Here is a 23,154-nt window from a genome sequence, read left to right as displayed (position 1 = left end):
TTATCAATGATGTAATTAAAGAAGCATGCAATTTCAACAATACACCCGATCGCGATGTTAACGCGAACAAAGCTTGTACATATTCATCATCATAACCGATGTCGTGGGCGAATCGCGGCTGGCAGGCGGATTTCTGTGACTGAGGGGAAGAAGATTCTTCGCACCTTGCTCAAGGTGCGAAGAGGGCGTGAAGCGCTGGATTAACCTGCTAACGCTTAAGTGTCGTCAGCCGTGGGCTTAAGATTGCCAGATCAGTTCCAGCTCTTCAGCCAGAATTGCTACTGCCTGTTCAATTTGCGCGTCATCCGGCACGTAGTTCATACGCATACATTGATGGGTATGCGGCCACGCCTGTTCCAGGCCAGGGAAGAAGAAGTGGCCTGGAACCATCAACACACCGCGCGCCTTGAGGCGCTGGTACAACACCTCGGTGCTGACTGGCAGATCGCGGAACCATAACCAAAGGAAAATTGCCCCTTCTGGTTTATGGATCAGGCAACGTTCCTCTGGAATATGACGTCGAATGATCGCCAGGGTACGCGCCACTTTTTCCTGATAGAAAGGCTTAATCACCGTTTCGGACAGGCGCAGCAGATCGCCACGTTTAACCATCTCACACGCCATGGCTGGCCCCACGCTACCCGGTGCCAGGCTGATAATGCCGTTCATGTTGCTGATAGCATCAATGGTGCTTTCGTCGGCAACGACGATACCGCAACGTGCGCCAGGCAGCCCCAGTTTGGACAGGCTCATACACAGGATAACGTTAGGGTTCCACAGCGGGCGAACGTCGCTAAAAATAATGCCAGGGAAGGGGATACCGTAAGCGTTATCAATCAACAGCGGAATTTGCCGCTGTTGGGCCAGCGCATCTAACTGGCGCAGTTCATCATCGGTGATGACGTTGCCGGTTGGGTTGGTCGGGCGTGAAACGCAGATCAGGCCAATATCTTCCTGTAGCGGCAAATGCTCGAAATCCACATGGTACTTAAACTGCCCTTCCGGCAGCAGTTCAATATTGGGTTTGGCCGCGACAAACAGGCCTTCATCCAGGCCCGCATCGGCATAGCCGAGATATTCAGGGGCCAGTGGGAACAGTACCCGTTTTTTACTGCCATCCGCCCGGCGTCCGGCAAACAGATTGAACAGATAGAAAAAGGCGCTCTGACTGCCGTTGGTCAGGGCGATATTTTTTGCCGTAACCGGCCAGCCAAATTCTTCACGCAGCATGCCGGCCAATGCTTCCAACAGCACGGCTTTTCCGCGCGGGCCATCATAATTGCACAGTGCTTCGGTGAGTTTGCCTTCGCTTAACATCTGCGCCAGCAACTGCTGGAAATAGTCATTCATGGCGGGGATCTGCGCGGGATTACCGCCACCGAGCATAATCGTGCCAGGCGTGCGTAGTCCTTCGCCCATATCTTCCATCAGACGTGAAATACCGGAATTTTGCGTGAATTTGTCGCCGAACTGAGAAAAAGACATAGCGGTTTATAACGTTTCCTGCGGAATGGGGCTCCACCATAACGCCCGCCACACGCAGGTGCAATGGGGAGCCGAAGGTTTTACGACGCGGCTTCAGGGTTAACGCAGTTCTTCTCCAGGTTGCCTTGAAGCGCTGCAATCAGGTTATCTACCGCATCACGCATCATGCCATAGCGGGTTTCATGGGTAGCGGAACCAATGTGCGGTAATGCGACGACGTTTGGCAGCTTGAGTAGATCGGAGTTTGCCGGAACCGGCTCCTGCTCAAAGACGTCCAAACCTGCCGCATGAATAGTGCCCGCTTGCAGGGCCGCGATCAGTGCGTTTTCATCGACCACCGGGCCACGGCCAGCATTGATTAAAATGCCGCTTTTCTTCATTAACTTCAGCTGTTCGGCACCAATCAAGTGATGAGTCTGCTCGGTTAACGGCAGGATGATGCAGACGAAATCGCTCTCTTTCAGCAGCGTTTCGAGGTCAACGCGCTGTGCGCCAAAGCGGTCTTCAGCTTCTTTATGTACGCTGCGCGCGTTATACAAAATGGGCATACTGAAGCCAAAGTGGGCACGCTGAGCCAGTGCCAGACCAATGCGGCCCATTCCTACAACGCCCAACGTTTTATGATGGACATCCACGCCGTATTCCGCGGGTGAGACGCTCTCTTTCCACTTCCCGGCTTTGACCCAGGCGTCCAGTTCGGTGACGCGGCGAGCGCTGCTCAAAACCAGCGCCATCAGGGTATCGGCCACCGTTTCGGTCAGTACCGTGGGCGTATGCATCAATACCACGTTACGTTGGCTCATCGCGTTAACATCAAAGTTGTCATAGCCCACTGAAATGGTCGAACAGGCGCGCAGGTGCGGCATGTTTGCCAGCAGGTCACTATCCACTTTGTCGCCAGACCCTAACAGACCCTGCGCTTCCGCCAACGCGTGAGCATATTTTTTCTGATTCTCAGCGGACAAATCAGGAATTTCTGTCACGTTAAACTGGGCGTCCAGCTTTTGGCGCAGATCGTCTGGGAGTGTTTTGTACAAAATGACATTCGGCTTCATTGCAGGTTCCTTGTGAATTGCAGTGGGTAGGGGGTGTGCGCTACCCGCAAAAAACGTGTGCATGGTGCAGTGATGTTGAGTTGTTTTAGCCCGAACAGTTAACACTATTGGCGTGAAGAGCGCTACAACCGAAATCCTATAGCGCGTTGCTTAACCCAGCGGTTGGCTGGAGCCGCGAATGACCAGCTCACCCTCAAATGTTTGCTCGCTGAGGGGCAGATGTTCGTCGCCTTCAATACGTGCGATCACGCGTTCCAGAGCTGCATAGCCCATTTGCCGGGTGGGCTGTTTTAAGGTGGTAATACCAGGCCCCGCCAGTGCAGCCCACTCTTGTTCATCGAAGCCGAGTAATCCCATATGCTCACCCAGCTTAAGCTGGCAGCGTTGCATGGCCAGGGCCACCTGTAACGTCAGCGAGCCGTTAGCGGCAATGACAGCGCAGCGCTTCTCACCGTGGCGCTGGTAAAAATCTGTGAGGATTTGGTCAATATTTTCCGGCTGCTGTAGCGGCACGCCCGCATGCTCATGGGCAATTTCAGGAAAACGACTCAAGCAGTCATGGAAGGCAGCAAGACGCTCACGGCGCGTATTGACGCTACCAAGCGGTTCACTGAGAAACAGTAACGCATTAAAGCCATTATCCAGTAAATGGCGAGTGACAACATGGGTGGCCGCAGCGTTATCCAGGCCAACCACATCACAGGTAAAGTCAGGAATTTTACGGTCAATCAGCACTAGCGGTAGCGCTGACTCTTGCAGGCGATTCAGCGCCTCTTCCCGCATACCAACAGCATTCACCACCACACCTTCCACCTGGTAGCTATTCAGCAACTGCAAGTAGTGTTCTTCGAGATCGACTCTGTTGTTGGTGTTGCACATCAGCAGCGTAAAACCACGCTCGCGACAGGCGGCTTCGATTCCCGAGACTACTTCAACCGAATAGGGATTGGTGATATCCGCAATGATCACACCAATCAACCGGGTTCTGCCGCGTTTGAGGCCACGAGCCATCTGATTGGGCCGATAGTGCAGCAAGGCGATGGCCTGCTCGATGCGTGCCTGAAGATCATCAGACAGCAAATGTTTTTCCCCATTCAGATAGCGGGAGATGCTGGTTTTGCCGGTTTTAGCGGTTTTAGCGACGTCCGTGATGGTGGCACGCGGCGGTCTGCTGTTCATTAAAAATACCTGTAAGGAGAAGACTGCCAGAGACTAGCACAGCCAACAGGCAAAAATCAGGGCGCTGGTCGCGGTAAACCGTTGCTACCGCGCTTGGTTTCCAGCCCGCAGCTGGCGTGCCGTCAGGCATCAGACTTAACACGATACATTTGGCGGGCCTTGACCAATAACGAGTAGAAAATTGTGATATAGCGCCGGGAGAGAAAAGGCTCACCCAGAAAAGGTGAGCCGAATGATTAGCTATTGCGTGGAGACAGGGTGATTTCAACGCGGCGGTTTTGCGCTTTACCCGCTTCAGTGCTGTTGCTGGCAACCGGGTTATCTGGCCCCATGCCCTGAGTACGCAACCTGCTGCTGTCAACGCCTTGTAAAATCAGTGCGCTGGACACGCTGTCTGCGCGCTGCTGAGACAGGCGCATATTCAGCGAGCGGGTGCCGGTGCTGTCGGTAAAGCCAGCAATATTCACATCCGTGTCTTTGTACTCTTTCAACACCATCGCTACGCCGGTCAGGGTGTTGGCGCCCGCCGGTTTCAGGTTGCTGCTGTTGGAATCAAAGGTCACATTGTTAGGCATGTTGAGCACGATGTTGTTGCCCTGACGCGTTACGCTGACGCCAGTACCGCGCATTTTGTCGCGTAATTTTTTCTCCTGTACATCCATGTAATAGCCTGCACCGCCGCCCAATGCAGCACCGGCAGCAGCACCAATTAATGCCCCCTTACCGCGATCGTGGCGTGATGAGGAGAGCATCCCTACACCAGCACCGAGTGCCGCACCAATACCAGCACCAATGCCCGATTTGCCCGCTTCTGATTCGCCGGTATAAGGATTGACCGTACAACCGGTCAGAACCATGGTGGCGCTCAAAGTAAGCGCCCAAATTAGATTTTTCTTCTGCATTTTTTCCTCTAAGGCTTCGCCAGAACACTAAAAGCAGCGTAATTATGCCGTGCCAGAATAAGGAAAGGGTTGCGGTTTGGTCTGAATGTGTAAAGTTTCATCCCGAAACGTTAGCAGGGTGACAAAAGCAGTCGGTTTGATGGTCATTGATCAACCCACAGGCCTGCATAAAGGAGTAGCAGGTGGTCGGGCCAACAAATTTAAAGCCGCGTTTCTTCAGTGCCTTAGAAAGCGCTTCTGCGCATGGCAGTGTGGTCGGGGCATCGCGGTAACTGGCGAAGTGGCTGATTTGCGGTTGGTTGCCGACAAATTCCCAGACAAATGACGAGAATGACTCGCCTGCGGCCTCCATCGCGAGAAAAGCACGGGCATTACTGATAATGGCCTCCAGCTTACCCCGGTGGCGAATCAGGCCTGAATCGCTCATTCTTTCTGCCAGCGCCGCTTCATCCATCAATGCAATTTTCTGTGCATCAAAATCGAAGAAGGCTCGGCGATAATTCTGCCGTTTTTTTAGCACCGTAATCCAGGAGAGGCCCGCTTGCTGTCCCTCCAGGCAGATCATCTCAAACAAGCTGTGTTTATCCCTTTGTGGGCGGCCCCATTCGTTGTCATGGTAGTCCAGATAGAGTGGATCTTGTGTTACCCAACCGCAGCGTTGCATTGTCATGTTCCTTATTTACGGGGAAATTTTTGGCCAGAGCTTGATATTACCGCCAGCCGAATAATAGTTATACCGTACTCTTGTATAGCGGCAATCCGGCTTTGGGGTGTAGCTCAATGCGGCGGTGGGTTCGACTTTTTAGGCGATCCCACTCAGGAAAAAAGTTACACTAATGTCGTAGCGTCCGGTATTTGGCGGACTTGATCTCTTCACCGCAGGTTTCCTCATGGCAGTCAAAATTTTAACCTCAACACTCATTGGCCTTGATCAGTTCCGCCAGGATCCCGTGGCTGCGCTGCAACATGCCGAACAGGGTACGCTCGCGGTGCTGGAGCAGTATGCCCCGGTAATGTACGCCATTACGCCTGAGCGCTTAGCTCAGCTATTGGCGCTGGAAGCCGCCGCGCAGCAACCCAATGATGTGATGTTAGATGAGAGCTTATTTAGCTCCGAGAGCGCGCCAGTGGCCATACCTGCCGGGAAATTTGCGATGTATCCTCAATGGCAACCGGATGCTGACTTTGAACGTCAGGCTGCCATTTGGGGAATCGCCCTTAGCGAGCCGTTAACGGCCACTGAACTGGCTGGATTCACGGCCTATTGGCAGGCAGAAGGGCGGCTGTTTCACCATGTGCAATGGCAGCAAAAATTGGCTCGCAGTGTGCAAATGCAGCGTGCAACACAAGGTGGTCAGCCTAAGCGCGATATCACGCGCATCACTGATCCCGATCGCACCACTCCCGATGGCTTCCGAGGTGACTAATGAAAACGCCTGACGATCTGTTTCGCCGTTTAAAAAGAATGATGCCTGACGGCGTAAAACCGAAATTTACTTCGGGTGAAGAACTGCTCAACTGGAATCAGGAGCAGGGACGCAGCCGCTCAGAAGCGATTGTGCGGGAAAACCGCGCAATGAAAATGCAGCGCATCATGGGGCGTTCAGGTATTCGTGAACTGCACATCAACTGCTCTTTCGACAACTATCGGGTCGAAAATGAGGGGCAGCGCAAAGCTCTGGCGCTGGCGCGTGAATATGCGGCAGAGTTTGATGGCAGTATTGCCAGCTTTGTCTTCTCTGGTCGTCCGGGCACCGGTAAAAACCACCTGGCTGCGGCCATTGGCAACGATCTGATCCTGCGTGGAAAAAGCGTCCTGATCGTGACCGTCGCCGATTTGATGTCGAGCATGAAAGGCACCTTCAGCGGGGCCAGCGATATCACCGAAGAGCGACTGCTACAGGATCTCAGCAGCGTTGATCTGTTAGTGATCGATGAAATTGGTATGCAGAGCGAATCACGCTATGAAAAAGTGATTATCAATCAGATTGTTGACCGGCGTTCCTCGTCCAAACGCCCCACGGGAATGCTCTCCAACCTCGACCATGCCGGTATGAACACGCTGCTGGGAGAGCGTGTGATGGACCGAATGAGGCTGGGGAATAGCCTTTGGGTAAGATTTGACTGGGAGAGCTATCGCAGTCGCGTGCGGGGCGATGAATATTAAGTAATCCTTAAGATTAGTTAAAGTAACCAAAAAAATAGTTTTAAAAGACCCAGATGATGTCGGCTCACTCGCTGTTACACTGCTTATTACACTCTCTTCCGGTGGTGAGCATAATGAAAGAGCCAGGTAAAGGTCCGGCGTTACTCAGATCGCACAACCAAAGACGCGTCATTGCAGAGATGCGCAGGCGTAAAGCTACGTCTCGACAGGATTTGTCTGCTGCGTTAAGCCTCAGTAAGAACACCGTCTCTCTGATAATCGATGATTTACTCGCGCTCGGCGTGGTTGATGAACGTGGCCCGCTGAATAAACCGTTGGTCGGGCGACCTAAAATCGAGATCAGCCTACGCGCAGATAAACTGCTTAGTGCAGGTATTATGTTGGAAAGAGATGGCATTCACTGGAGTATCTGTGACTGCTTCTCTGTGGTGGTTGAAGAAGCATTTATCCCGCTGCATAACCACCAGGTCGAAAGTGTTCTCGAACAGCTGGCAGATATCTGCCGCACTCTCACCAAAGCGTGGCCAGCGCTGCAGGGGATTGCGATCGGATTCCTAGGGATTGTCGATACGAGCCGCGGCTGGTTACATCTCTCTATTCCCCTTGGCTGGCAGGACGTTGATCTGATGGGCTATTTGCAGCCTGTCACCCGGTTACCGCTGATGATGTTGAACAATGTCAAAGCTGCCGCGCTGTTCGCCGTGCAACAGGCGCAGTTGGACCACACCAGCAGCCATTTCTATCTGCGAATAGCTGAAGGGGTTGGAGGGGCACTGGTGCAGCAGGGTCGGCTGATGTATGGCGACAGCTGGACGGCAGGCGAAGTGGGGCACTTAACGGTCGATCCAGAAGGCGACATGTGCCTTTGCGGCCGCCGTGGATGCCTGGAAGGGTTAATCAGCGTGGCAGCGGTCAACAGCAGACTGGCACTGCGTCAGGCTGGGCTGAGCTGGGAGTCGCGTCATCTGGCACCCGATATCGTTGCAGAGGTGATGCAACTGGCGGGAGACAGCCTGGGCAAAGTGCTCAGTCAGTTAGCGCTACTGATCGATCCAGCCAATATCATTATTGATGGGCCGTGGAGTGAAGATACGCATTTTATCAAGGCCGTATACGACAGTTTCAATGCTTGTTCACTGCCGTTGGTGTCACAACATACCGCACTGCATTTCTTGCCCGAACGGGTTGCGCCTGCGCAAGGTTTAGCGTTGGCAGTCACGTTGCATGACGAAGCGTTATTGATTTAGCGATTCCCCGCCCGCTCCAGGCGGCGGTTTCTGTACACATCCAGTGATCCGTGTTGGCTGCCTGTCAGGGCAGTTTGCACGCGAATATACAAAACTTAAATGCAAGGTTATCCCTTTAAGCTTTAAGTTAATGGATGTGATCCCCTACACAATTCCAACATTACGTACTTACTAATTTCTTATATTTTATTATGAGCGGAAAAAGTTAGTTAAATAATTAACTTTCCGCTAAGTATATGAAGTTTTTGTATTTTGCATTTAATGCAACGTATTTAATATTTTGGTAACTTAAGTTATCTTTATACCGTAAAATTAGCCTCCTTGAATAATTAATGGTTGCCTTTTATTATCGCCTCGCAGTGAATTATTACTGTGTCATGACAACCAAAAAGACACTCTGATGTTATCTTCTGATCAAGAATCAGGATTTTTTATTTTCATAAGGATTATTTCTATGAAAGCAAATGCTCTGGCGATTTTAATCTGTGCCCTCTTTCCGATCTCCGCGTCTGCAAGTTTAAAAGACAACAACATTGAATCCCGATTAGATGAAATTGAACGCCGCCTGCAACAACAGCAGGGAACCGGGTTTATAAATAGCAATGACAGTAAAAATAACCTTAAGTTTTATGGTGATGTGGAATTTGATTTCGACGCCGCCAGCCGCACTGGACGTTTGACCTCAAACAAGCACGCTCAGGGTTTCTGGGGGGAAGGTAATAACGAACGCCTGAATATTGGCGGCAGAATATTACTGGGGTTTGATGGAAAACGAGAAATGGCTGATGGCCATTATGCCGGATTTACTGTGCAGCCACTGGCAAAAGTCAACGGCGAAATGGGGCTTGATGATGCCGCTTTCTATTTTGGTGAAACTAAAAACTGGCAAATAAAAGCGGGTCGCTTTGAAGCCTGGGACATGTTTGCGTTTAACCAGGACACATTTATTGAGCACTCAGGCAATACGGCTAACGATCTTTACAGTGATGGCTATGGCTACATTTATATGATGAAAGAGGGGCGTGGCCGCAGTAAAAATGGGGGCAACCTGTTAGTCAATAAAGAGTGGGATAACTGGTATTTTGAAGTTAATACCGTGCTGGAGGATGGCAGTGCGCTGTTTGCTGATGGCACTTACCATGGTTATAAACTGGAAAATCGTAAAAACAGCCTGCGGATGCGTCCGGTGTTGGCATGGCGTGGTGAGAACGTCACTGTGGCCGCTGGCATGGAAAGCAATCTGATGCGGAATGCCTGGGGTTATCATGATACCCGTGGTCAATGGGTCGATCAGTCCCGCCGCACCGGTTATGGTCTGACGATGAAATGGCTGGCGGCGCAGCCTGATCCCCGTGACAACCTGGTGATGAACTTTAATGCCGCCATGCTGGATGCAAAGGATGAACGCGATCTGTCGCTGGGCGCTAACGGCTTGTGGCGTGATGTTGAACTGGGCTATATCTTCGCCCACAACAAAATCGATAAGCTCAATCCCGCTGCTTTTGGCGGGGCCGGGCCGTGGTTAACTAAGCCGGGCAGCTACAACATTCATACGCTGCATGCGTCATGGAAATTGCCGGATATGCTGCAGATGGACAACTTTGCCATCTATCTTGGCGGTTACGCTTCCGTGATTAACAGCGAGATGGCGAACAATTCCCATAGCGATCCTCGCTACGGTGCGCGCCTGCGCATGAAGTACCACTTCTAAACCGAACGCCCCCTGGCGACAGGGGGTATGTATCAGCTGACCAGGTGATAACGGTCGACGCGTTTTACTCCCCACGCCAGCAGTAAGCTGCCTGCCAGCGTCACGCCAAACACCCAGGGTATGTCCAGCAGCGGATAGCGCATCGCGTCATAGTGGTGGGTGCGAATGAAATGAATGAACAGTGCGTGAAAGCCATAAATGGGCAGAGAATAGTGTGAAATCATCGCCAGCAACGGCAGCGGGCGCTGGTTAAACGCATTCTTAAACAGCACCAGCAGGCTCATCGCTGCAATAAATACCAGCGGGCCACAGTAAAGATACCAGGTATCGTTGAATGCACCATTGATCTTCAGTTCTTGCCGGGTGCCCAACATAATGCCAATGACGCAGCCAGCGAAGACCAACAATGCCAGTGACGTTATGCTTCGCCGTTCCGTATGCATCGTGCCGATGGCACGGCCTAACAGCGCATACAGCAGGTAATAAAAGCTGTCGCCGCTGACGTAAAGATTCAGCGGCAGCCAGTGGAAAGCGCCGACCGACTGGCTGGCGGTATTGGGATTAGCCAACACCGCCAGTACCAATACCACGAGTAAGACGTAACGAGCCTGTACCGGTTTCACCTGAATAAGCGGTGAAAGAAGGTAAATCCCAATCAGGGCAAAGAAGAACCACAGGTGATAAAACACCGGTTTTTGCAGCAGGTGCAGCAGTGAAAGCCCCTCGTTAATGGGGGTCAGCAGGGTGATATAGGCCAGGGCGACAGCGCTGTAAAACAGTAAACAGGCCACCAGCCGCAACATATGGCGTGGTTGTGCGCTGCGCTCACCGAAAAACAGGTAGCCTGACATCATGAAGAACAGGGGAACGCAGACCCGTGAGGCGGAGTTCAGCAAGTTTGCCAGATCCCAGCCCCAACCACGCACCGCTTCGGGTCCGGTAATGTACCAGGTGGTGGTGTGAATCACGATCACCATCAGACAGGCCACCGCGCGTAAGTTGCTAATCCAGTGAATTTTCTGCGTCATAATCCGTTGCGTTTTTGCTGTCAGGAAGCCTATTGGCAGGATACTCCGTCACCAAGGGTAGCAGCGGCATAGCAGACGACAACCTATCCACCTGCCTTTTCAGAGCTGTCTGTCGTGTAACCTTGCTTCAACAGCCGCACCGGGCGCAGGATTTCCGGCTGCACATCGCGCGGTCAAAGGGTATACTGGCGCACACTTTTTTCATCTACCCAACGCGTGCGAATTCAACATGCAAAAGTTTGATACCAAGACCTTTCAGGGCCTGATCCTGACCTTGCAGGATTACTGGGCGCGTCAGGGCTGCACCATTGTTCAACCTCTGGACATGGAAGTAGGCGCTGGCACTTCACACCCAATGACTTGCCTGCGCGCAATTGGGCCGGAGCCAATGGCGACCGCCTATGTGCAGCCTTCCCGCCGTCCAACCGATGGCCGCTACGGTGAAAACCCTAACCGTTTACAGCACTACTACCAGTTCCAGGTGATGATTAAACCTAACCCGGACAACCTTCAGGAGCTGTATCTCGGATCGCTGAAAGAGTTGGGTCTGGATCCTACTGTGCACGATATCCGCTTTGTCGAAGATAACTGGGAAAACCCAACGCTGGGTGCCTGGGGACTGGGCTGGGAAGTCTGGCTGAACGGGATGGAAGTGACGCAGTTTACCTACTTCCAACAGGTAGGTGGACTGGAGTGCAAACCGGTAACCGGTGAGATCACCTATGGTCTGGAGCGTCTGGCGATGTATATCCAGGGCGTTGACAGCGTATACGATCTGGTCTGGAGCAACGGCGCATTTGGTACCACCACCTATGGCGACGTGTTCCACCAGAACGAAGTGGAACAGTCCACTTACAACTTTGAATACGCAGACGTGGATTTCCTGTTCAGCTGCTTCGAGCAGTATGAAAAAGAAGCTCAGCAGTTGCTGGCGCTGGAAAAACCGCTGCCACTGCCTGCCTATGAGCGCATCCTGAAAGCCGCCCACAGCTTCAACCTGCTGGACGCGCGTAAGGCCATCTCGGTCACTGAGCGTCAGCGCTACATCCTGCGCATTCGTACTCTGACCAAAGCAGTGGCCGAAGCCTACTATGCCTCGCGTGAGGCACTGGGCTTCCCGATGTGCAATAACAACAAGTAAGAGGCAGCCATGACCGAAAAAACTTTCCTGGTGGAAATTGGCACCGAAGAGCTGCCACCAAAAGCCCTACGCAGCCTGGCGGAAGCCTTTGCTGCACAGATTACCAGCGAACTGGATAGCGCAGGCCTGAGCCACGGCGAGATTAACTGGTTTGCATCGCCGCGCCGCCTGGCGGTAAAAGTGGCTAGCCTGAGTGCCGCGCAGCCAGATCGTGAAGTGGAAAAGCGTGGCCCGGCAGTCTCGGCAGCGTTTGATGCTGACGGCAAAGCCACTAAAGCAGCGGAAGGCTGGGCACGTGGTAATGGCATCACCGTTGATGAAGCTGAACGCCTGAGCACCGACAAAGGTGAGTGGCTGGTTTACCGTGCGCAGGTGAAAGGCGAGACGGCTCAGCAGTTGCTGCCAGCCATGATTGCCACCGCATTAACTAAGCTGCCAATTCCTAAACTGATGCGTTGGGCGGACAGCGATGTTCAGTTCGTGCGTCCGGTTCACACCGTGACGTTGCTGCTGGGTGAAGAGCTGATCCCGGCAACGATTCTGGGCGTAGCTTCTGACCGCATCATTCGCGGCCACCGCTTTATGGGTGAGCCTGAATTTGCGCTGGAAAATGCCGATCAGTATCCACAGGTACTGGAGCAACGCGGTAAAGTCGTTGCCGACTTTGCTGCGCGTAAAGCCAAAATCAAGGCCGATGCTGAAGCTGCCGCGGTAAAACTGGGCGGTAAAGCTGACCTGAGCGACAGCCTGCTGGAAGAGGTTGCTTCTTTGGTCGAGTGGCCAGTGGTGTTGACGGCGACATTTGAAGAGAAGTTCCTGGCAGTACCTTCAGAAGCCCTGGTTTACACCATGAAGGGTGACCAGAAGTACTTCCCGGTCTATGCCGCTGACGGCAAACTGCTGCCTAACTTCATCTTTGTGACCAATATTGAGTCGAAAGATCCGCAGCAAATCATCTCCGGTAACGAGAAGGTGGTACGTCCGCGTCTGGCCGATGCTGAGTTCTTCTTCAATACCGACCGTAAAAAGCGTCTGGAAGATAACCTGCCACGTCTGGAAACCGTGTTGTTCCAGAAAGAGCTGGGAACCCTGCGTGACAAAACCAATCGCATTCAGGCCCTGGCGGGCTGGGTTGCCGCTCAGATCGGTGCAGATGTGAATCACGCTACCCGTGCTGGCCTGCTGTCCAAATGTGACCTGATGACCAACATGGTGTTCGAGTTCACGGACACCCAGGGTGTGATGGGCATGCACTACGCGCGCCATGACGGTGAAGCGGAAGACGTTGCGGTTGCACTGAACGAGCAGTATCAACCGCGTTTTGCGGGAGACGATCTGCCTTCTAACCCGGTTGCCTGTGCAGTCGCTATTGCCGATAAAATGGACACCCTGGCGGGCATCTTTGGTATTGGTCAGCATCCGAAAGGCGATAAAGACCCGTTCGCACTGCGCCGTGCTGCGCTGGGCGTGCTGCGTATTATCGTCGAGAAGAACCTGCCGCTGGATCTGCAAACCCTGACAGAAGAAGCGGTGCGTCTGTACGGCAGTAAGCTGAGCAACGCGAAAGTGGTCGATGAAGTGATCGACTTCATGCTGGGTCGTTTCCGTACCTGGTATCAGGAAGCGGGTCACAGCGTTGACACTATTCAGGCGGTACTGGCGCGTCGTCCAACCCGACCGGCTGATTTCGATGCGCGCATGAAAGCTGTTTCGCACTTCCGTACTCTGGAAGCTGCATCCACACTGGCTGCAGCCAACAAACGTGTGTCTAACATTCTGGCAAAATCCACCGAAACGCTGAACGAAAGCGTGCAGGCAGCCTTGCTGAAAGAGAATGCTGAGATTCAGTTAGCCACTTTCGTGACCGGTCTGGGTGATAAACTCCAGCCGTACTTCGCGGAAGGCCGCTATCAGGACGCACTGGTTGAACTGGCGCAACTGCGTGAAGCAGTAGATAACTTCTTCGACAACGTTATGGTTAACGCGGAAGAAGAGGCGGTACGTATTAACCGCCTGACGCTGCTAAACCAGCTGCGTGAGCTGTTCCTGCAAGTCGCGGATATCTCGCTGCTACAGTAACTTTATCAGGTCTGGAAGGTTGAATAGAGCCGATCGGTCATGATGCTGGTCGGCTTTTTTATTGTCGGGAATGCGTCAGGCTCAGGCCGCCGGGACGGTGCGCGCAAAGCTGGCGCGCTGGAACAGATCTTCTGCCAGTTTGACCAGTGCCGGGCGTTCCACGCACCAGTCCGGCACAATCCGACGAAAGTTGAGATAACCGAGCATACAGCCGGTCGCAATATCCGCCAGGTTCAGGGTATCGCCATGCAGCCACTGCCCGTCGCGGGCTTCCTGCTCCAGACGATCAAGTCCACGCAGAATGTGGCCGCGACAGCGGATCAGCAGTGCTTCGGATTGCTGATTGCCCGGTCGCTGCTGCTCACGCACGATCAGCACGGCAGCATCCGTAATGCCATCCGCCAGCTTCGCCAACTGACGCACCTGCAATGCCTTAAGCGGGTCGGCGGGTGAAAAGGCGGGAGGTGTATGCTGAAGCTCGAGGTAATCGGCAATAATTGCCGAATCAAACCAGCACTGTCCGTTGTCATCCACCAACGCCGGGACTTTCCCCAGCGGGTTGTAGCGCGGGACTTCGCTCTCCTCCAGCCACGGAGATTCGTTAACAAACTCGAAAATGATGCCTTTTTCCAACAGCATAACGGAGATCTTCCGCACAAAAGGGCTGGTATAGCTGCCGATCAGTTTCATTTTCACCTCCGTTATTAACGCAGAAATCAGCTGTCTCCGGGGAACATAAAGGGATTCAGGCTGCTGCGTGAGAAGCTCTCTTGCTCCATGCGGGCATCCAGCAGCAGTGAAGCAAGGTCATCGGCCACCGGTTCAATCGCCGGGTCACGCGCTTGCCACAGCAGTTTGAGGTAGGTGCCACAAACGCCACAGCTCTCTGCCTTCACGGCGGACTGCTCGCCCTCCAGCGACCACAAGTGCAGCTCGTTCTCCTCTTCACAGTTCGAGCATCTGCCCTCATCCACCAGCCATTCACACTCACACAAATTACAGTGTAGATAACGTGGCTCATCCTGCTTGCCGCCCAGCGGAATAATGCCAGAAACCGGCAGACTACCGCACACCGGACAGAACTGACGGTGCTCGCCCTGTTCTATACGGACTTTACCTGGGATCAGCGCGGCCATTTGTGCCCAATACAGGCTGAGCGCAGCCCAGATAAATGGCGATTTATCGCTGCTCACCTGCGCAAATTCATGCTTTAACAGTGCTTCAGCCATGATTTCCAGCTCACTGGCGGAGGATTTTTCCAGATTTTCCAGCACCGCCAGTGCCTGGCCGCTCATCTCCGGTTTTAGCTCGGCGATCAGGGAGTGTAGTAAGCGCTGCCAGTGATCGCTGCGCGCTAGCGTGGTGATATCCAATGGCGGTTTTTGCCGGGCTGCGCTGTCGGTAAGTTGCTCGACAATATTGAAATGCAGCGGATGATCGTACAGGACGATCTCCTGAGCCGTGGTAATCACGGCGGCAAAACGCAGGTAGTCACCCAGCGGATTGCGCTCTGCCAGTTGGCGCAGGCGTGCGGTACGGCGCTGATACAGCGGTTTGAGCTGAGGAAACAGTAACAGCGGTGTCTCTTGATTAAGTAAGCTATCGCGCTTCTCCAGCGGCGGGTGCGGGATGATGCGAATTGTCATCAGAAACCTTTTGTGTTGATGGTTGGGCGAAATGGCCAGTATAGCCAGCGTTTGCTGATGCCAGCATGAAAGCGGCTGTGCATCTGCGCCAGTTTCCCCGCAGCGCGTCTCCTTGTCCTCCTTGCCTGTCAGGTTCAGAATAGAGGTATTCGCCCATGACTTGCCAGTTATTTTCTGGCACCAGGCCGGATTTTCAGGAGCGCGTAGCGTGAAAATGAGTGATGAAATTTTATCCGCTGAAGCCGCTCAAGGGTTGGCACAGCGCAATGTCTGGTCACGAGAAGATCAGCACAATACTCAGCAAGACTGGCTGGCCGATGAAGTGCCAGTGGCGCTGGTCTACAACGGCATTTCCCACGTAGTGATGATGGCAACACCCGGCAATTTTGCTGCATTTGCGCTGGGTTTTTCTCTCTCAGAGGGCATCATTGCGCATCCACGTGACATTTATGGCATTGAGGTGGTGATGCAGTGTGGAGGCGTTGAAGTGCAGATTGAGCTGGCGAGCCGCTGTTTTATGGCTTTGAAGGAGCGCCGCCGCAATCTGGCTGGGCGTACTGGCTGTGGAGTGTGTGGCGTGGAGCAATTGGCTGATATTGCGCGCCCCATTACGCCTTTACCCTTTACCCAAACCTTCGCGCTGGCGCAGTTGGATAGCGCATTACAACAGTTGCGTCAGTTCCAGCCGATTGGCGATAAAACCGGCTGCACGCATGCCGCGGCGTGGATCGCCCCAGACGGCAGTCTGAGCGGTGGCTGCGAGGATGTGGGTCGTCATGTGGCGCTGGATAAACTACTGGGCCTACGCAGCGAAGCACAGTGGCAGCAGGGCGCGGTGCTGGTTTCCAGCCGCGCCAGCTATGAAATGGTGCAAAAATCGGCGATGTGTGGCGTCGAGATTCTGTTTGCCGTCTCCGCCGCGACCCGGCTGGCGGTGGAGGTGGCAGAACGCGCTAACCTGACACTGGTCGGTTTTGCCAAACCGGGACGAGGCATCATTTATACCCATCCACAACGGTTGGTTTAAACGCTGATCACTTCTGGCAACGCCTGGCGTAGCGCTTTCAGCGCCGCAGGATGCTGGCCTCCGGCATCGGTCACCAGTACGCTGATGTTCGACGGCAACGCATAAACCACGCGGCTGACTACGGCAATTTTGCTGTGATCGGCCAGCAGCACGGTGCGCGCTGCCTGTTGTACCATCGCGCGGGCAATCGCGGCTTCGTGGGGGTAGAAGCTGCTGGCCCCGGCTTTGGCGTCAATCCCGACGGGAGAAAGCAGGGCGACATCGGCACGGAAACGGCAAATTTCGGCGATGGTGGATTCCCCCCGCGTTTGCTGAGCGCCTGCGCCCATCACGCCTCCCAGCAGAATCACTTCGTTATTCAGCGTATCCCGCTCTTCTCCTGCGCTCAGCGCCAGCGCAGCCTGCAAACTGTTGGTAATGATGGTCAGGCCGGACATGGTGCGCAGCTCTTCAGCCAGCATGGTGGTGGTGCTGCCTGCATCCAAAAACAGCGTCTGCCCTGGCTGCAATAAACAGGCGGCAGCCCGCGCAATCGCCCGTTTTTCTTTGGCCTGTGCGCTCAGGCGCACGCGCAGCGGGGCTTCTTCCTGACTCTCAACCGCGACCAGCCCGCCATGCACACGCCGCGCTACGCCCTGAGCTTCTAGCTCAATGATGTCGCGGCGAGCGGTCTCGCGGGAGATCCCCAGTTCGGTAATGATGCGTTCGGTGCTCACCTGATGCAGCGTAGTGAGCAGTGCGCGAATGCGGTGTAAACGGGTCTCCTGCAACATGATGATGCTTCCTGATAAACGCGAATGGCGGCAAGTTTATCGTAGTCGGTGCATGACGTCATGTGTATTTGGTTGTGTTTGTGTATTTGGTTGCATTTTATAAAAAAGCAGGCATAGTAAAACCATCAACCACCCCTTTTCACCTTCGCAACGGGAGTTCCCATGGTCACTCGCTCTACTATCATGGATACCAACAGCTTTCGCGCTGAACATGCTGCGGCGCTGGACGACGACACACGCAAACTAACCGAAAAACGCAGCAAAGTGCTGGGCGAATCCTATCGCCTGTTCTATCGCAAGCCGGTACACCTGGTGCGCGGTGAAGGGCAATATCTATGGGATGCGGCGGGAGATAAATATCTCGACGTTTATAACAACGTCGCGAGTATTGGTCACTGCCATCCGGCAGTGATTGAAGCGGTGAATCAGCAGATGAAGATGCTGAATACACATACGCGCTATCTGCATGAAAATATTCTGAATTACAGTGAAGAGCTGCTGGCCACCGCGCCGGACGAAATCGATCGTGCCATGTTCATGTGTACGGGTTCAGAAGCGAATGACCTGGCAATGCGCGTGGCGCGGGCCTGGAGTGGCGGCACCGGGATTATCGTGACGCAGGAAGCTTATCACGGCACCAGTGAACTGACCTCTGGGGCGTCTCCAGCGCTGGGTTCGGGTCAGCCTTTGGCGCCGACGACGCGCCTGGTGTCACCACCGGATGCTTACCGCGTTAATGCACCGGATCTTGGCGAATGGTTTGCCGATCAAATTCAGCGACAGATTGATGATATGAAAGCGCACGGCATCAAATTTGCCGGCTTCCTGGCGGACTCCATCTTCTCTTCTGATGGCGTATTACCTAACCCGCGCGGCTTCCTGAAAAAGGCGGTGGATGTGGTGCACGCCAACGGCGGGATCTTTATTGCCGATGAAGTGCAGCCAGGGTTTGCCCGTACCGGCGATGCCTTCTGGGGCTTTGGCCGCCATGGGGTGGTGCCGGATGTGATTACCACCGGCAAACCGATGGGTAACGGTATTCCAGTGTCTGGCTTGCTGGCAAAAAGTGATGTACTGGCCTCATTTAGCGACAATATTCCCTACTTCAACACCTTTGGCGGTAACCCGGTAGCGATGGCGGCGGCCCAGGCCGTGCTGAAAGTGATCAAAGAAGAGGGGCTGCAAGAGCATAGCCGCGTAGTGGGCGCGAAATTGCTGGCAGAGCTGAGCAAGCTGATGGATCGCCATGAGTGCATCGGCGATGTGCGCGGTGCCGGGCTGTTTATTGGTTTTGAGCTGGTAGAAGATCGTCACAGCAAAGCGCCAAATAAAGCGCTGGCGCTGGACTTGATTGAAAAACTGCGTGAACACCGCGTACTGACATCCGTGGCCGGGCCTTATGGCAACGTGCTGAAACTGCGTCCACCTTTGGCGTTCCAGGAAAGCGATATCGACTGGCTGGTCGGTGCGCTGGATGCCTCTTTAACCGCATTAGGGCACTAACGGACAAGCGGGGTTGTCGATACAACCCCGCGTATTATTCTGCCAGACCCGCCGCTATCTCCCTCATTCTTCAGCACAATTCCTTTTGCCAGACGGTGAAAAACCTTAGCAACATTAGGGCATTGATTACGCTGTTACCGATCAAGAATTTCACTATAATGACCTGACTGCTTACGCGGCGCGCCCGCTGAGAGGCGTTGCCCAACACTAAATGGAGAGGAAGAACATGAGTTACTCACTGCCATCCCTGCCTTACGCTTATGACGCACTGGAACCGCATTTCGACAAGCAGACGATGGAAATCCATCACTCAAAACACCACCAGGCTTACGTGAACAACGCTAACGCAGCGCTGGAAGGTACTGAATTCGCAAACCTGCCGGTAGAAGAACTGATCGCTAAACTGGATCAACTGCCAGCAGACAAAAAAGGCCCACTGCGTAACAACGCTGGCGGCCACGCTAACCACAGCTTCTTCTGGAAAGGCCTGAAACTGGGTACCTCTCTGCAGGGCGACCTGAAAGCAGCCATCGAAAAAGATTTCGGTAGCGTAGAAGCTTTCCAGGCTGAATTCGAGAAAGCAGCAGCAACGCGTTTCGGTTCAGGCTGGGCGTGGCTGGTTAAGAAAGGCGACAAACTGGCTGTGGTTTCTACCGCTAACCAGGACAGCCCACTGATGGGCGAAGCCATCTCTGGCGCATCAGGCTTCCCAATCATTGGTCTGGATGTGTGGGAACACGCTTACTACCTGAAGTATCAGAACAAGCGTCCTGACTACATCAAAGCGTTCTGGAACGTTGTGAACTGGGACGAAGCAGCTGCACGTTTCGCTTCTGCTAAATAAGTGTTGCGATCGCACCTGCTGAATTAGCGGTGCCCCTCACCAAAACCGGTAGCCTGTCAGGCACCGGTTTTTTAACGTCTTGAATTTTTCTTAAACCCACATTAAACAAAAGAGAACTTTCAGCCGAACGAGTAGTTTCTCGGCGTGATATTCAATTGCCGTTGAAGATACCTGCCTTAACCTGCCGGTAATTTAATCAACTTTGAGCAAATAAAGAATTCTCATGTCTATGTTGACCACTCCGGCTGCGGAGCAGCGCACGTCCGCTTCACTGTTTGTACAGCTGCTGAACGGCAAAGTTGTCCCTGCGAATCACATGTGGCTCAGTAAAGGCTTTCGCGTTAAGTTCGCCTTGCGTACCCTGGCTTTCCCGGTCAGCACGCTGCGCTACCTTAACTCGCTTTCTCAACTTCCCGAACTCCCGGCCTTGTTGCAAGTGCAGGGATTGCTGCCGGTTAAATTACACCGACCTTATTTGCGCGCAGGGATTAGCGTAGCGGAACGTGCCGAAGCCATTATTCATCACTATCGCACGGTGGCTAAGATCGCTAACCCCGCCTTGCGTTACCTGCTACAGCATCCAGGCGATCACCTGCTGGCTGAATTCAGGGGTAAAAACGAAGAGGTGTTTCAGATCCACTGCTGTCCTGGCCGGTTTGACCGTGAAGGAGAAGCCACGCTGGAACTGCGTTTCCAGGAGCATCTGATCGCTTCGCTCTCTTTCTCACTGGTGCAGGAACTGGGTGTTCCGACGCTGCTGATTGGCGGCTTACAGGGCCCACGCAAGCATATCTATGCGGAAGCAGTCCGCGATGCGACAAAATCCGCGCATGGCCTGTTCCCTAAACGTCTGGTGATGGAAGCGGTATTTTTACTGGCTAAAGTCACGGGCGCGCAGGCGATTTCCGCCGTAGGCGATGACACACACGTCTTCCGCAGCCTGCGTTATCGTCACAGCAAAGGTCAGCATTTCCACGCCAGCTACAGTGAATTTTGGTTATCTTTGGGTGGGGAAGGGCGTAAAGACGGCATGTTCCAGCTACCGCTCAGCATGACGCGTAAATCACTGGAAGAGATTGCCAGCAAAAAGCGGGCAGAGTACCGCCGCCGCTACAGCCTGCTGGACAGCTTAGCGCAGCAGGTGATGGCAGCGGCAGGCGAGGAGTACATCGTACCCGCGTCTGAGTAATCAGAACGCCTTTTTCGCGTAGCCGGTCATGGCTTTCAGACCCAGCTCGCGACCTAACGCGGTCATTGGGTGAACCACCACGATGCCGCGTACGGTTTTTTTCAGCGTGCCCATATCAGCCTGCTCTTTCTTCGTGATTTCACGTGAGAAAGGCAGCTTCATCAGCTTTTCTGCTTCTTTGCTCAGTTTCTGATCGCGGACATCACGCAGACGTTCAATCTCCGCCACCAGCACTTCTTTCTCTTTCAACAGCTCGCCCAGTTTCTCGGCTTCACCGGATTCCAGCAGCTGTGGCTCTTTGCGATTCAGGGCATCCAGTTGATCGCTGAGACGTTTAATTTCGTTCTTTTCTGGCTCTTTCATGACAACAACTCGTTAGGGAAAACAGGCAAAGCATACAGCAAAACCGAGCAACAGGTGACAGACTCAACCTGAGGATTTACCAAATGCCTGTTTCAGAGAGATTCGGGAGATGAGCTCAGTGAGTGAAAGTACCATGGTTGAGCGCACCATCTGTAAATAGCGCTGTTGTTGCATCAGATGCAGTTCGCTGTCTTCGGCGTGAAATTGCGGCTTGGGTGGCCAGGCTGCCACGCAGTGTAACTCACTGAATGGGCCAAGAATTTCATCATCGGTAAAGCGATAGTCGGCGTCATCGTGATTCAGCTCTTCACGCAGTGCCAGCAGCAGATCGCAATCTTCGTACTCGTGGCGACTGAGCACGCCGAGGCCGTAAATTAACTTCAGTCGCACCGCCAGTTCACCGAGCGGACCGTCGCCCAACAACAGTGGCTCAACGGCATATTTAACCGCGTAATCGTCCTTACGGAAAACCTGCAGGACAAGCAGATGCACCGCTTCCGCCAGCAGTTCGGCAGCGGCCACTAAAAAGCTTCTCACCGAGCGGCCAGCGTTGAGACGCTCCAGCACCCGGTTCTCAAAAGCCTGCTTCTCTTCCATTATTGCCTGCATATTTGCTGTAAAACGGGCACAGCAAAGCTGTGCCCAGTACCTTAAGCCGTAGCCTGATAGGCGGCTACCGCAGAGGCGACCACTTCGCTATCGGCATCCAGGCCGGAGATCTCGACCAGTGCGGCTTTCACTCCTTTCTCTGCAATCAACGCAGCCAGTTCCTGCGCCTGAGGATCTTGTTCACTGCGATAGTGCAGCGCAGCAGCAATACCTTGCACCAGGTTACTGTGCGGGAGCTGATATTCCAGCGTACCCAACGTGGGCTTGATCAGACGGTCGCCCGCACTGAGTTTGCGCAGTGGCTGACGGCCAACGCGCTCTACATCATCTTTCAGCCACGGGTTTTCAAAACGGCCTAAAATTTTCTGGATGTAAGCCGCATGCTTAGCCGCATCGAAGCCATAGCGCTGGATCAGCACTGCGCCACTCTCTTCCATGGCACCCAGCACGACACGGCGAATCGCTTGATCGAGAATGGCATCGCGAATGGTCTGTTTACCTGCCAACTGGCCGAGGTAAGCCGTAATAGCATGACCGGTGTTGAGGGTGAACAACTTGCGCTCGACAAACGCCATCAAGTTGTCGGTCAACTCCATGCCCGCAATCACCGGCAGCGCGCCTTTGAACTGTGTCTTATCCACAATCCATTCGCTGAAGGTTTCTACCGTCACTTCCAGCGGATCATTGCTGGCGCTGTCGGCAGGCGGAACAATACGGTCTACGGCTGAATCGACGAAGCCAACGTGCTGTTCCAGCCAGGCGTGGTACTGTTCTGGCAAGGCCTGGAGTACATGCTGCTTAAACTGGCTGGTGCCACGCACCATGTTTTCGCAGGCGATAATATTCAGTGGGTTTGTGTTGCCGCTGTCGTGACGCTGAATCAACCCTTTTGCCACACCCGGTGCGATACGTTGCAGCACGGTAGGGCCAACGGCGGTGGTCACCAGGTCCACTTCAGCCACCAGTCCGATAATGTCATCACTGGTGCTGTTCACGGCGCTCACGCCGCGCACTATCTCAACCTGCTGCTGCTCGCCTACGACATTCACCGGGTATTCATGGCGAGCATTCAGCGCATCTAACACCACCTGATTCACATCGGCAAACACCAGTTCGATGCCCGCATCTGCCAGTAATTTGCCGATAAAGCCGCGACCAATGTTGCCCGCACCAAAATGTAACGCTTTCATAGTAGAGACCCGTTGC

General features: G+C 53.8%; 22 protein-coding genes. 10 read left to right on the top strand and 12 right to left on the bottom strand.

Features of this window, described 5'->3' with window-relative positions; all coding sequences use genetic code 11:
• Positions 1-237 precede the first annotated feature (237 nt).
• The 5 genes from F3J40_RS23020 to F3J40_RS23000 form a co-directional block, all read right to left on the bottom strand.
• The gene (locus F3J40_RS23020) at positions 238-1,485 is read right to left on the bottom strand and encodes a valine--pyruvate transaminase (protein ID WP_167018379.1); all 1,248 of its coding nucleotides are present in this window, start codon (positions 1,483-1,485) and stop codon (positions 238-240) included.
• An 80-nt stretch (positions 1,486-1,565) separates the two neighbouring features.
• On the bottom strand, positions 1,566-2,540 hold the full coding sequence (gene ghrB / locus F3J40_RS23015; protein ID WP_167018378.1) for a glyoxylate/hydroxypyruvate reductase GhrB: 975 nt from the start codon (positions 2,538-2,540) through the stop codon (positions 1,566-1,568).
• A 150-nt stretch (positions 2,541-2,690) separates the two neighbouring features.
• A complete protein-coding gene (locus tag F3J40_RS23010; protein ID WP_167018376.1) occupies positions 2,691-3,719 on the bottom strand; it encodes a LacI family DNA-binding transcriptional regulator in 1,029 nt (342 codons plus the stop codon).
• A 236-nt stretch (positions 3,720-3,955) separates the two neighbouring features.
• Complete coding sequence (locus tag F3J40_RS23005; RefSeq protein ID WP_167018373.1) at positions 3,956-4,621, bottom strand: OmpA family lipoprotein; 666 nt, start codon at positions 4,619-4,621, stop codon at positions 3,956-3,958.
• A gap of 97 nt (positions 4,622-4,718) precedes the next feature.
• Positions 4,719-5,285: a DNA-3-methyladenine glycosylase I gene (locus tag F3J40_RS23000; RefSeq protein WP_167018371.1), complete on the bottom strand. Its 567-nt coding sequence runs from the start codon at positions 5,283-5,285 to the stop codon at positions 4,719-4,721.
• Positions 5,286-5,511: 226 nt separating this feature from the next.
• On the opposite strand from F3J40_RS23000, the gene dnaT reads away from it, so the two are divergent.
• The 4 genes from dnaT (at position 5,512) to F3J40_RS22980 (ending at position 9,746) form a co-directional block, all read left to right on the top strand.
• Entirely contained in the window at positions 5,512-6,048 is a 537-nt protein-coding gene (dnaT, locus tag F3J40_RS22995; protein ID WP_167018369.1) for a primosomal protein DnaT, read from the top strand.
• A complete protein-coding gene (gene dnaC / locus F3J40_RS22990) occupies positions 6,048-6,788 on the top strand; it encodes a replicative helicase loader DnaC (protein WP_017349328.1) in 741 nt (246 codons plus the stop codon). Before dnaT ends, dnaC begins: the two co-directional genes overlap by 1 nt.
• A 113-nt stretch (positions 6,789-6,901) precedes the next feature.
• Positions 6,902-8,035 (top strand): ROK family transcriptional regulator, encoded by a 1,134-nt coding sequence (locus tag F3J40_RS22985; protein WP_167018367.1) that lies wholly within the window; start codon positions 6,902-6,904, stop codon positions 8,033-8,035.
• A gap of 454 nt (positions 8,036-8,489) precedes the next feature.
• Complete coding sequence (locus F3J40_RS22980) at positions 8,490-9,746, top strand: carbohydrate porin (RefSeq protein WP_167018366.1); 1,257 nt, start codon at positions 8,490-8,492, stop codon at positions 9,744-9,746.
• Positions 9,747-9,778: 32 nt separating this feature from the next.
• Here F3J40_RS22980 and F3J40_RS22975 read toward each other — a convergent pair whose 3' ends face one another.
• The gene (locus tag F3J40_RS22975; RefSeq protein WP_167018364.1) at positions 9,779-10,774 is read right to left on the bottom strand and encodes an acyltransferase; all 996 of its coding nucleotides are present in this window, start codon (positions 10,772-10,774) and stop codon (positions 9,779-9,781) included.
• A 229-nt stretch (positions 10,775-11,003) separates the two neighbouring features.
• Between F3J40_RS22975 and glyQ the strand changes: the two genes are divergently transcribed.
• Positions 11,004-11,915 carry a glycine--tRNA ligase subunit alpha gene (glyQ, locus tag F3J40_RS22970; protein ID WP_017349324.1) on the top strand — a complete coding sequence of 304 codons (912 nt, stop codon included), beginning with the start codon at positions 11,004-11,006 and terminating at the stop codon, positions 11,913-11,915.
• Positions 11,916-11,924: 9 nt separating this feature from the next.
• On the top strand, positions 11,925-13,994 hold the full coding sequence (gene glyS / locus F3J40_RS22965; RefSeq protein WP_167018362.1) for a glycine--tRNA ligase subunit beta: 2,070 nt from the start codon (positions 11,925-11,927) through the stop codon (positions 13,992-13,994).
• Positions 13,995-14,075: 81 nt separating this feature from the next.
• Here glyS and F3J40_RS22960 read toward each other — a convergent pair whose 3' ends face one another.
• Together F3J40_RS22960 and fdhE are read right to left on the bottom strand one after the other, a co-directional pair.
• Positions 14,076-14,684: a glutathione S-transferase gene (locus F3J40_RS22960; protein ID WP_167018360.1), complete on the bottom strand. Its 609-nt coding sequence runs from the start codon at positions 14,682-14,684 to the stop codon at positions 14,076-14,078.
• A gap of 26 nt (positions 14,685-14,710) precedes the next feature.
• Positions 14,711-15,640, bottom strand: a complete 930-nt coding sequence (fdhE, locus tag F3J40_RS22955) for a formate dehydrogenase accessory protein FdhE (RefSeq protein WP_167018358.1) — start codon at positions 15,638-15,640, stop codon at positions 14,711-14,713.
• Between the two features lie 214 nt (positions 15,641-15,854).
• Here fdhE and fdhD point away from each other — a divergent pair, with 214 nt between their 5' ends.
• The gene (gene fdhD / locus F3J40_RS22950) at positions 15,855-16,667 is read left to right on the top strand and encodes a formate dehydrogenase accessory sulfurtransferase FdhD (protein WP_167018356.1); all 813 of its coding nucleotides are present in this window, start codon (positions 15,855-15,857) and stop codon (positions 16,665-16,667) included.
• Here the strand turns inward: fdhD and F3J40_RS22945 are convergent.
• Positions 16,664-17,440, bottom strand: coding sequence for a DeoR/GlpR family DNA-binding transcription regulator (locus F3J40_RS22945; RefSeq protein WP_167018354.1), 777 nt, complete (start codon positions 17,438-17,440; stop codon positions 16,664-16,666). The genes fdhD and F3J40_RS22945 overlap by 4 nt on opposite strands.
• 162 nt (positions 17,441-17,602) lie before the next feature.
• Here F3J40_RS22945 and F3J40_RS22940 point away from each other — a divergent pair, with 162 nt between their 5' ends.
• The 3 genes from F3J40_RS22940 to F3J40_RS22930 all read left to right on the top strand — a co-directional run bounded on the left by F3J40_RS22940 (position 17,603) and on the right by F3J40_RS22930 (position 20,976).
• The gene (locus F3J40_RS22940) at positions 17,603-18,943 is read left to right on the top strand and encodes an aspartate aminotransferase family protein (RefSeq protein WP_167018352.1); all 1,341 of its coding nucleotides are present in this window, start codon (positions 17,603-17,605) and stop codon (positions 18,941-18,943) included.
• A gap of 226 nt (positions 18,944-19,169) precedes the next feature.
• Positions 19,170-19,787, top strand: a complete 618-nt coding sequence (gene sodA / locus F3J40_RS22935) for a superoxide dismutase [Mn] (RefSeq protein WP_017349317.1) — start codon at positions 19,170-19,172, stop codon at positions 19,785-19,787.
• A gap of 223 nt (positions 19,788-20,010) precedes the next feature.
• The gene (locus tag F3J40_RS22930; RefSeq protein ID WP_167018350.1) at positions 20,011-20,976 is read left to right on the top strand and encodes a VirK/YbjX family protein; all 966 of its coding nucleotides are present in this window, start codon (positions 20,011-20,013) and stop codon (positions 20,974-20,976) included.
• Here F3J40_RS22930 and F3J40_RS22925 read toward each other — a convergent pair whose 3' ends face one another.
• The 3 genes from F3J40_RS22925 to mtlD form a co-directional block, all read right to left on the bottom strand.
• Positions 20,977-21,339: a YibL family ribosome-associated protein gene (locus F3J40_RS22925; RefSeq protein WP_167018347.1), complete on the bottom strand. Its 363-nt coding sequence runs from the start codon at positions 21,337-21,339 to the stop codon at positions 20,977-20,979. It abuts the gene before it with no gap.
• Between the two features lie 63 nt (positions 21,340-21,402).
• Positions 21,403-21,948 carry a mannitol operon repressor MtlR gene (gene mtlR, locus F3J40_RS22920; protein WP_205297495.1) on the bottom strand — a complete coding sequence of 182 codons (546 nt, stop codon included), beginning with the start codon at positions 21,946-21,948 and terminating at the stop codon, positions 21,403-21,405.
• A 41-nt stretch (positions 21,949-21,989) separates the two neighbouring features.
• On the bottom strand, positions 21,990-23,138 hold the full coding sequence (gene mtlD / locus F3J40_RS22915; protein WP_167018343.1) for a mannitol-1-phosphate 5-dehydrogenase: 1,149 nt from the start codon (positions 23,136-23,138) through the stop codon (positions 21,990-21,992).
• Positions 23,139-23,154: the final 16 nt, after the last annotated feature.

The organism is Candidatus Pantoea multigeneris (assembly GCF_011752615.1).
In the GTDB taxonomy this organism is placed as follows: domain Bacteria; phylum Pseudomonadota; class Gammaproteobacteria; order Enterobacterales; family Enterobacteriaceae; genus Pantoea; species Pantoea multigeneris.
This window is presented reverse-complemented; position numbering and strand designations above follow the sequence as displayed.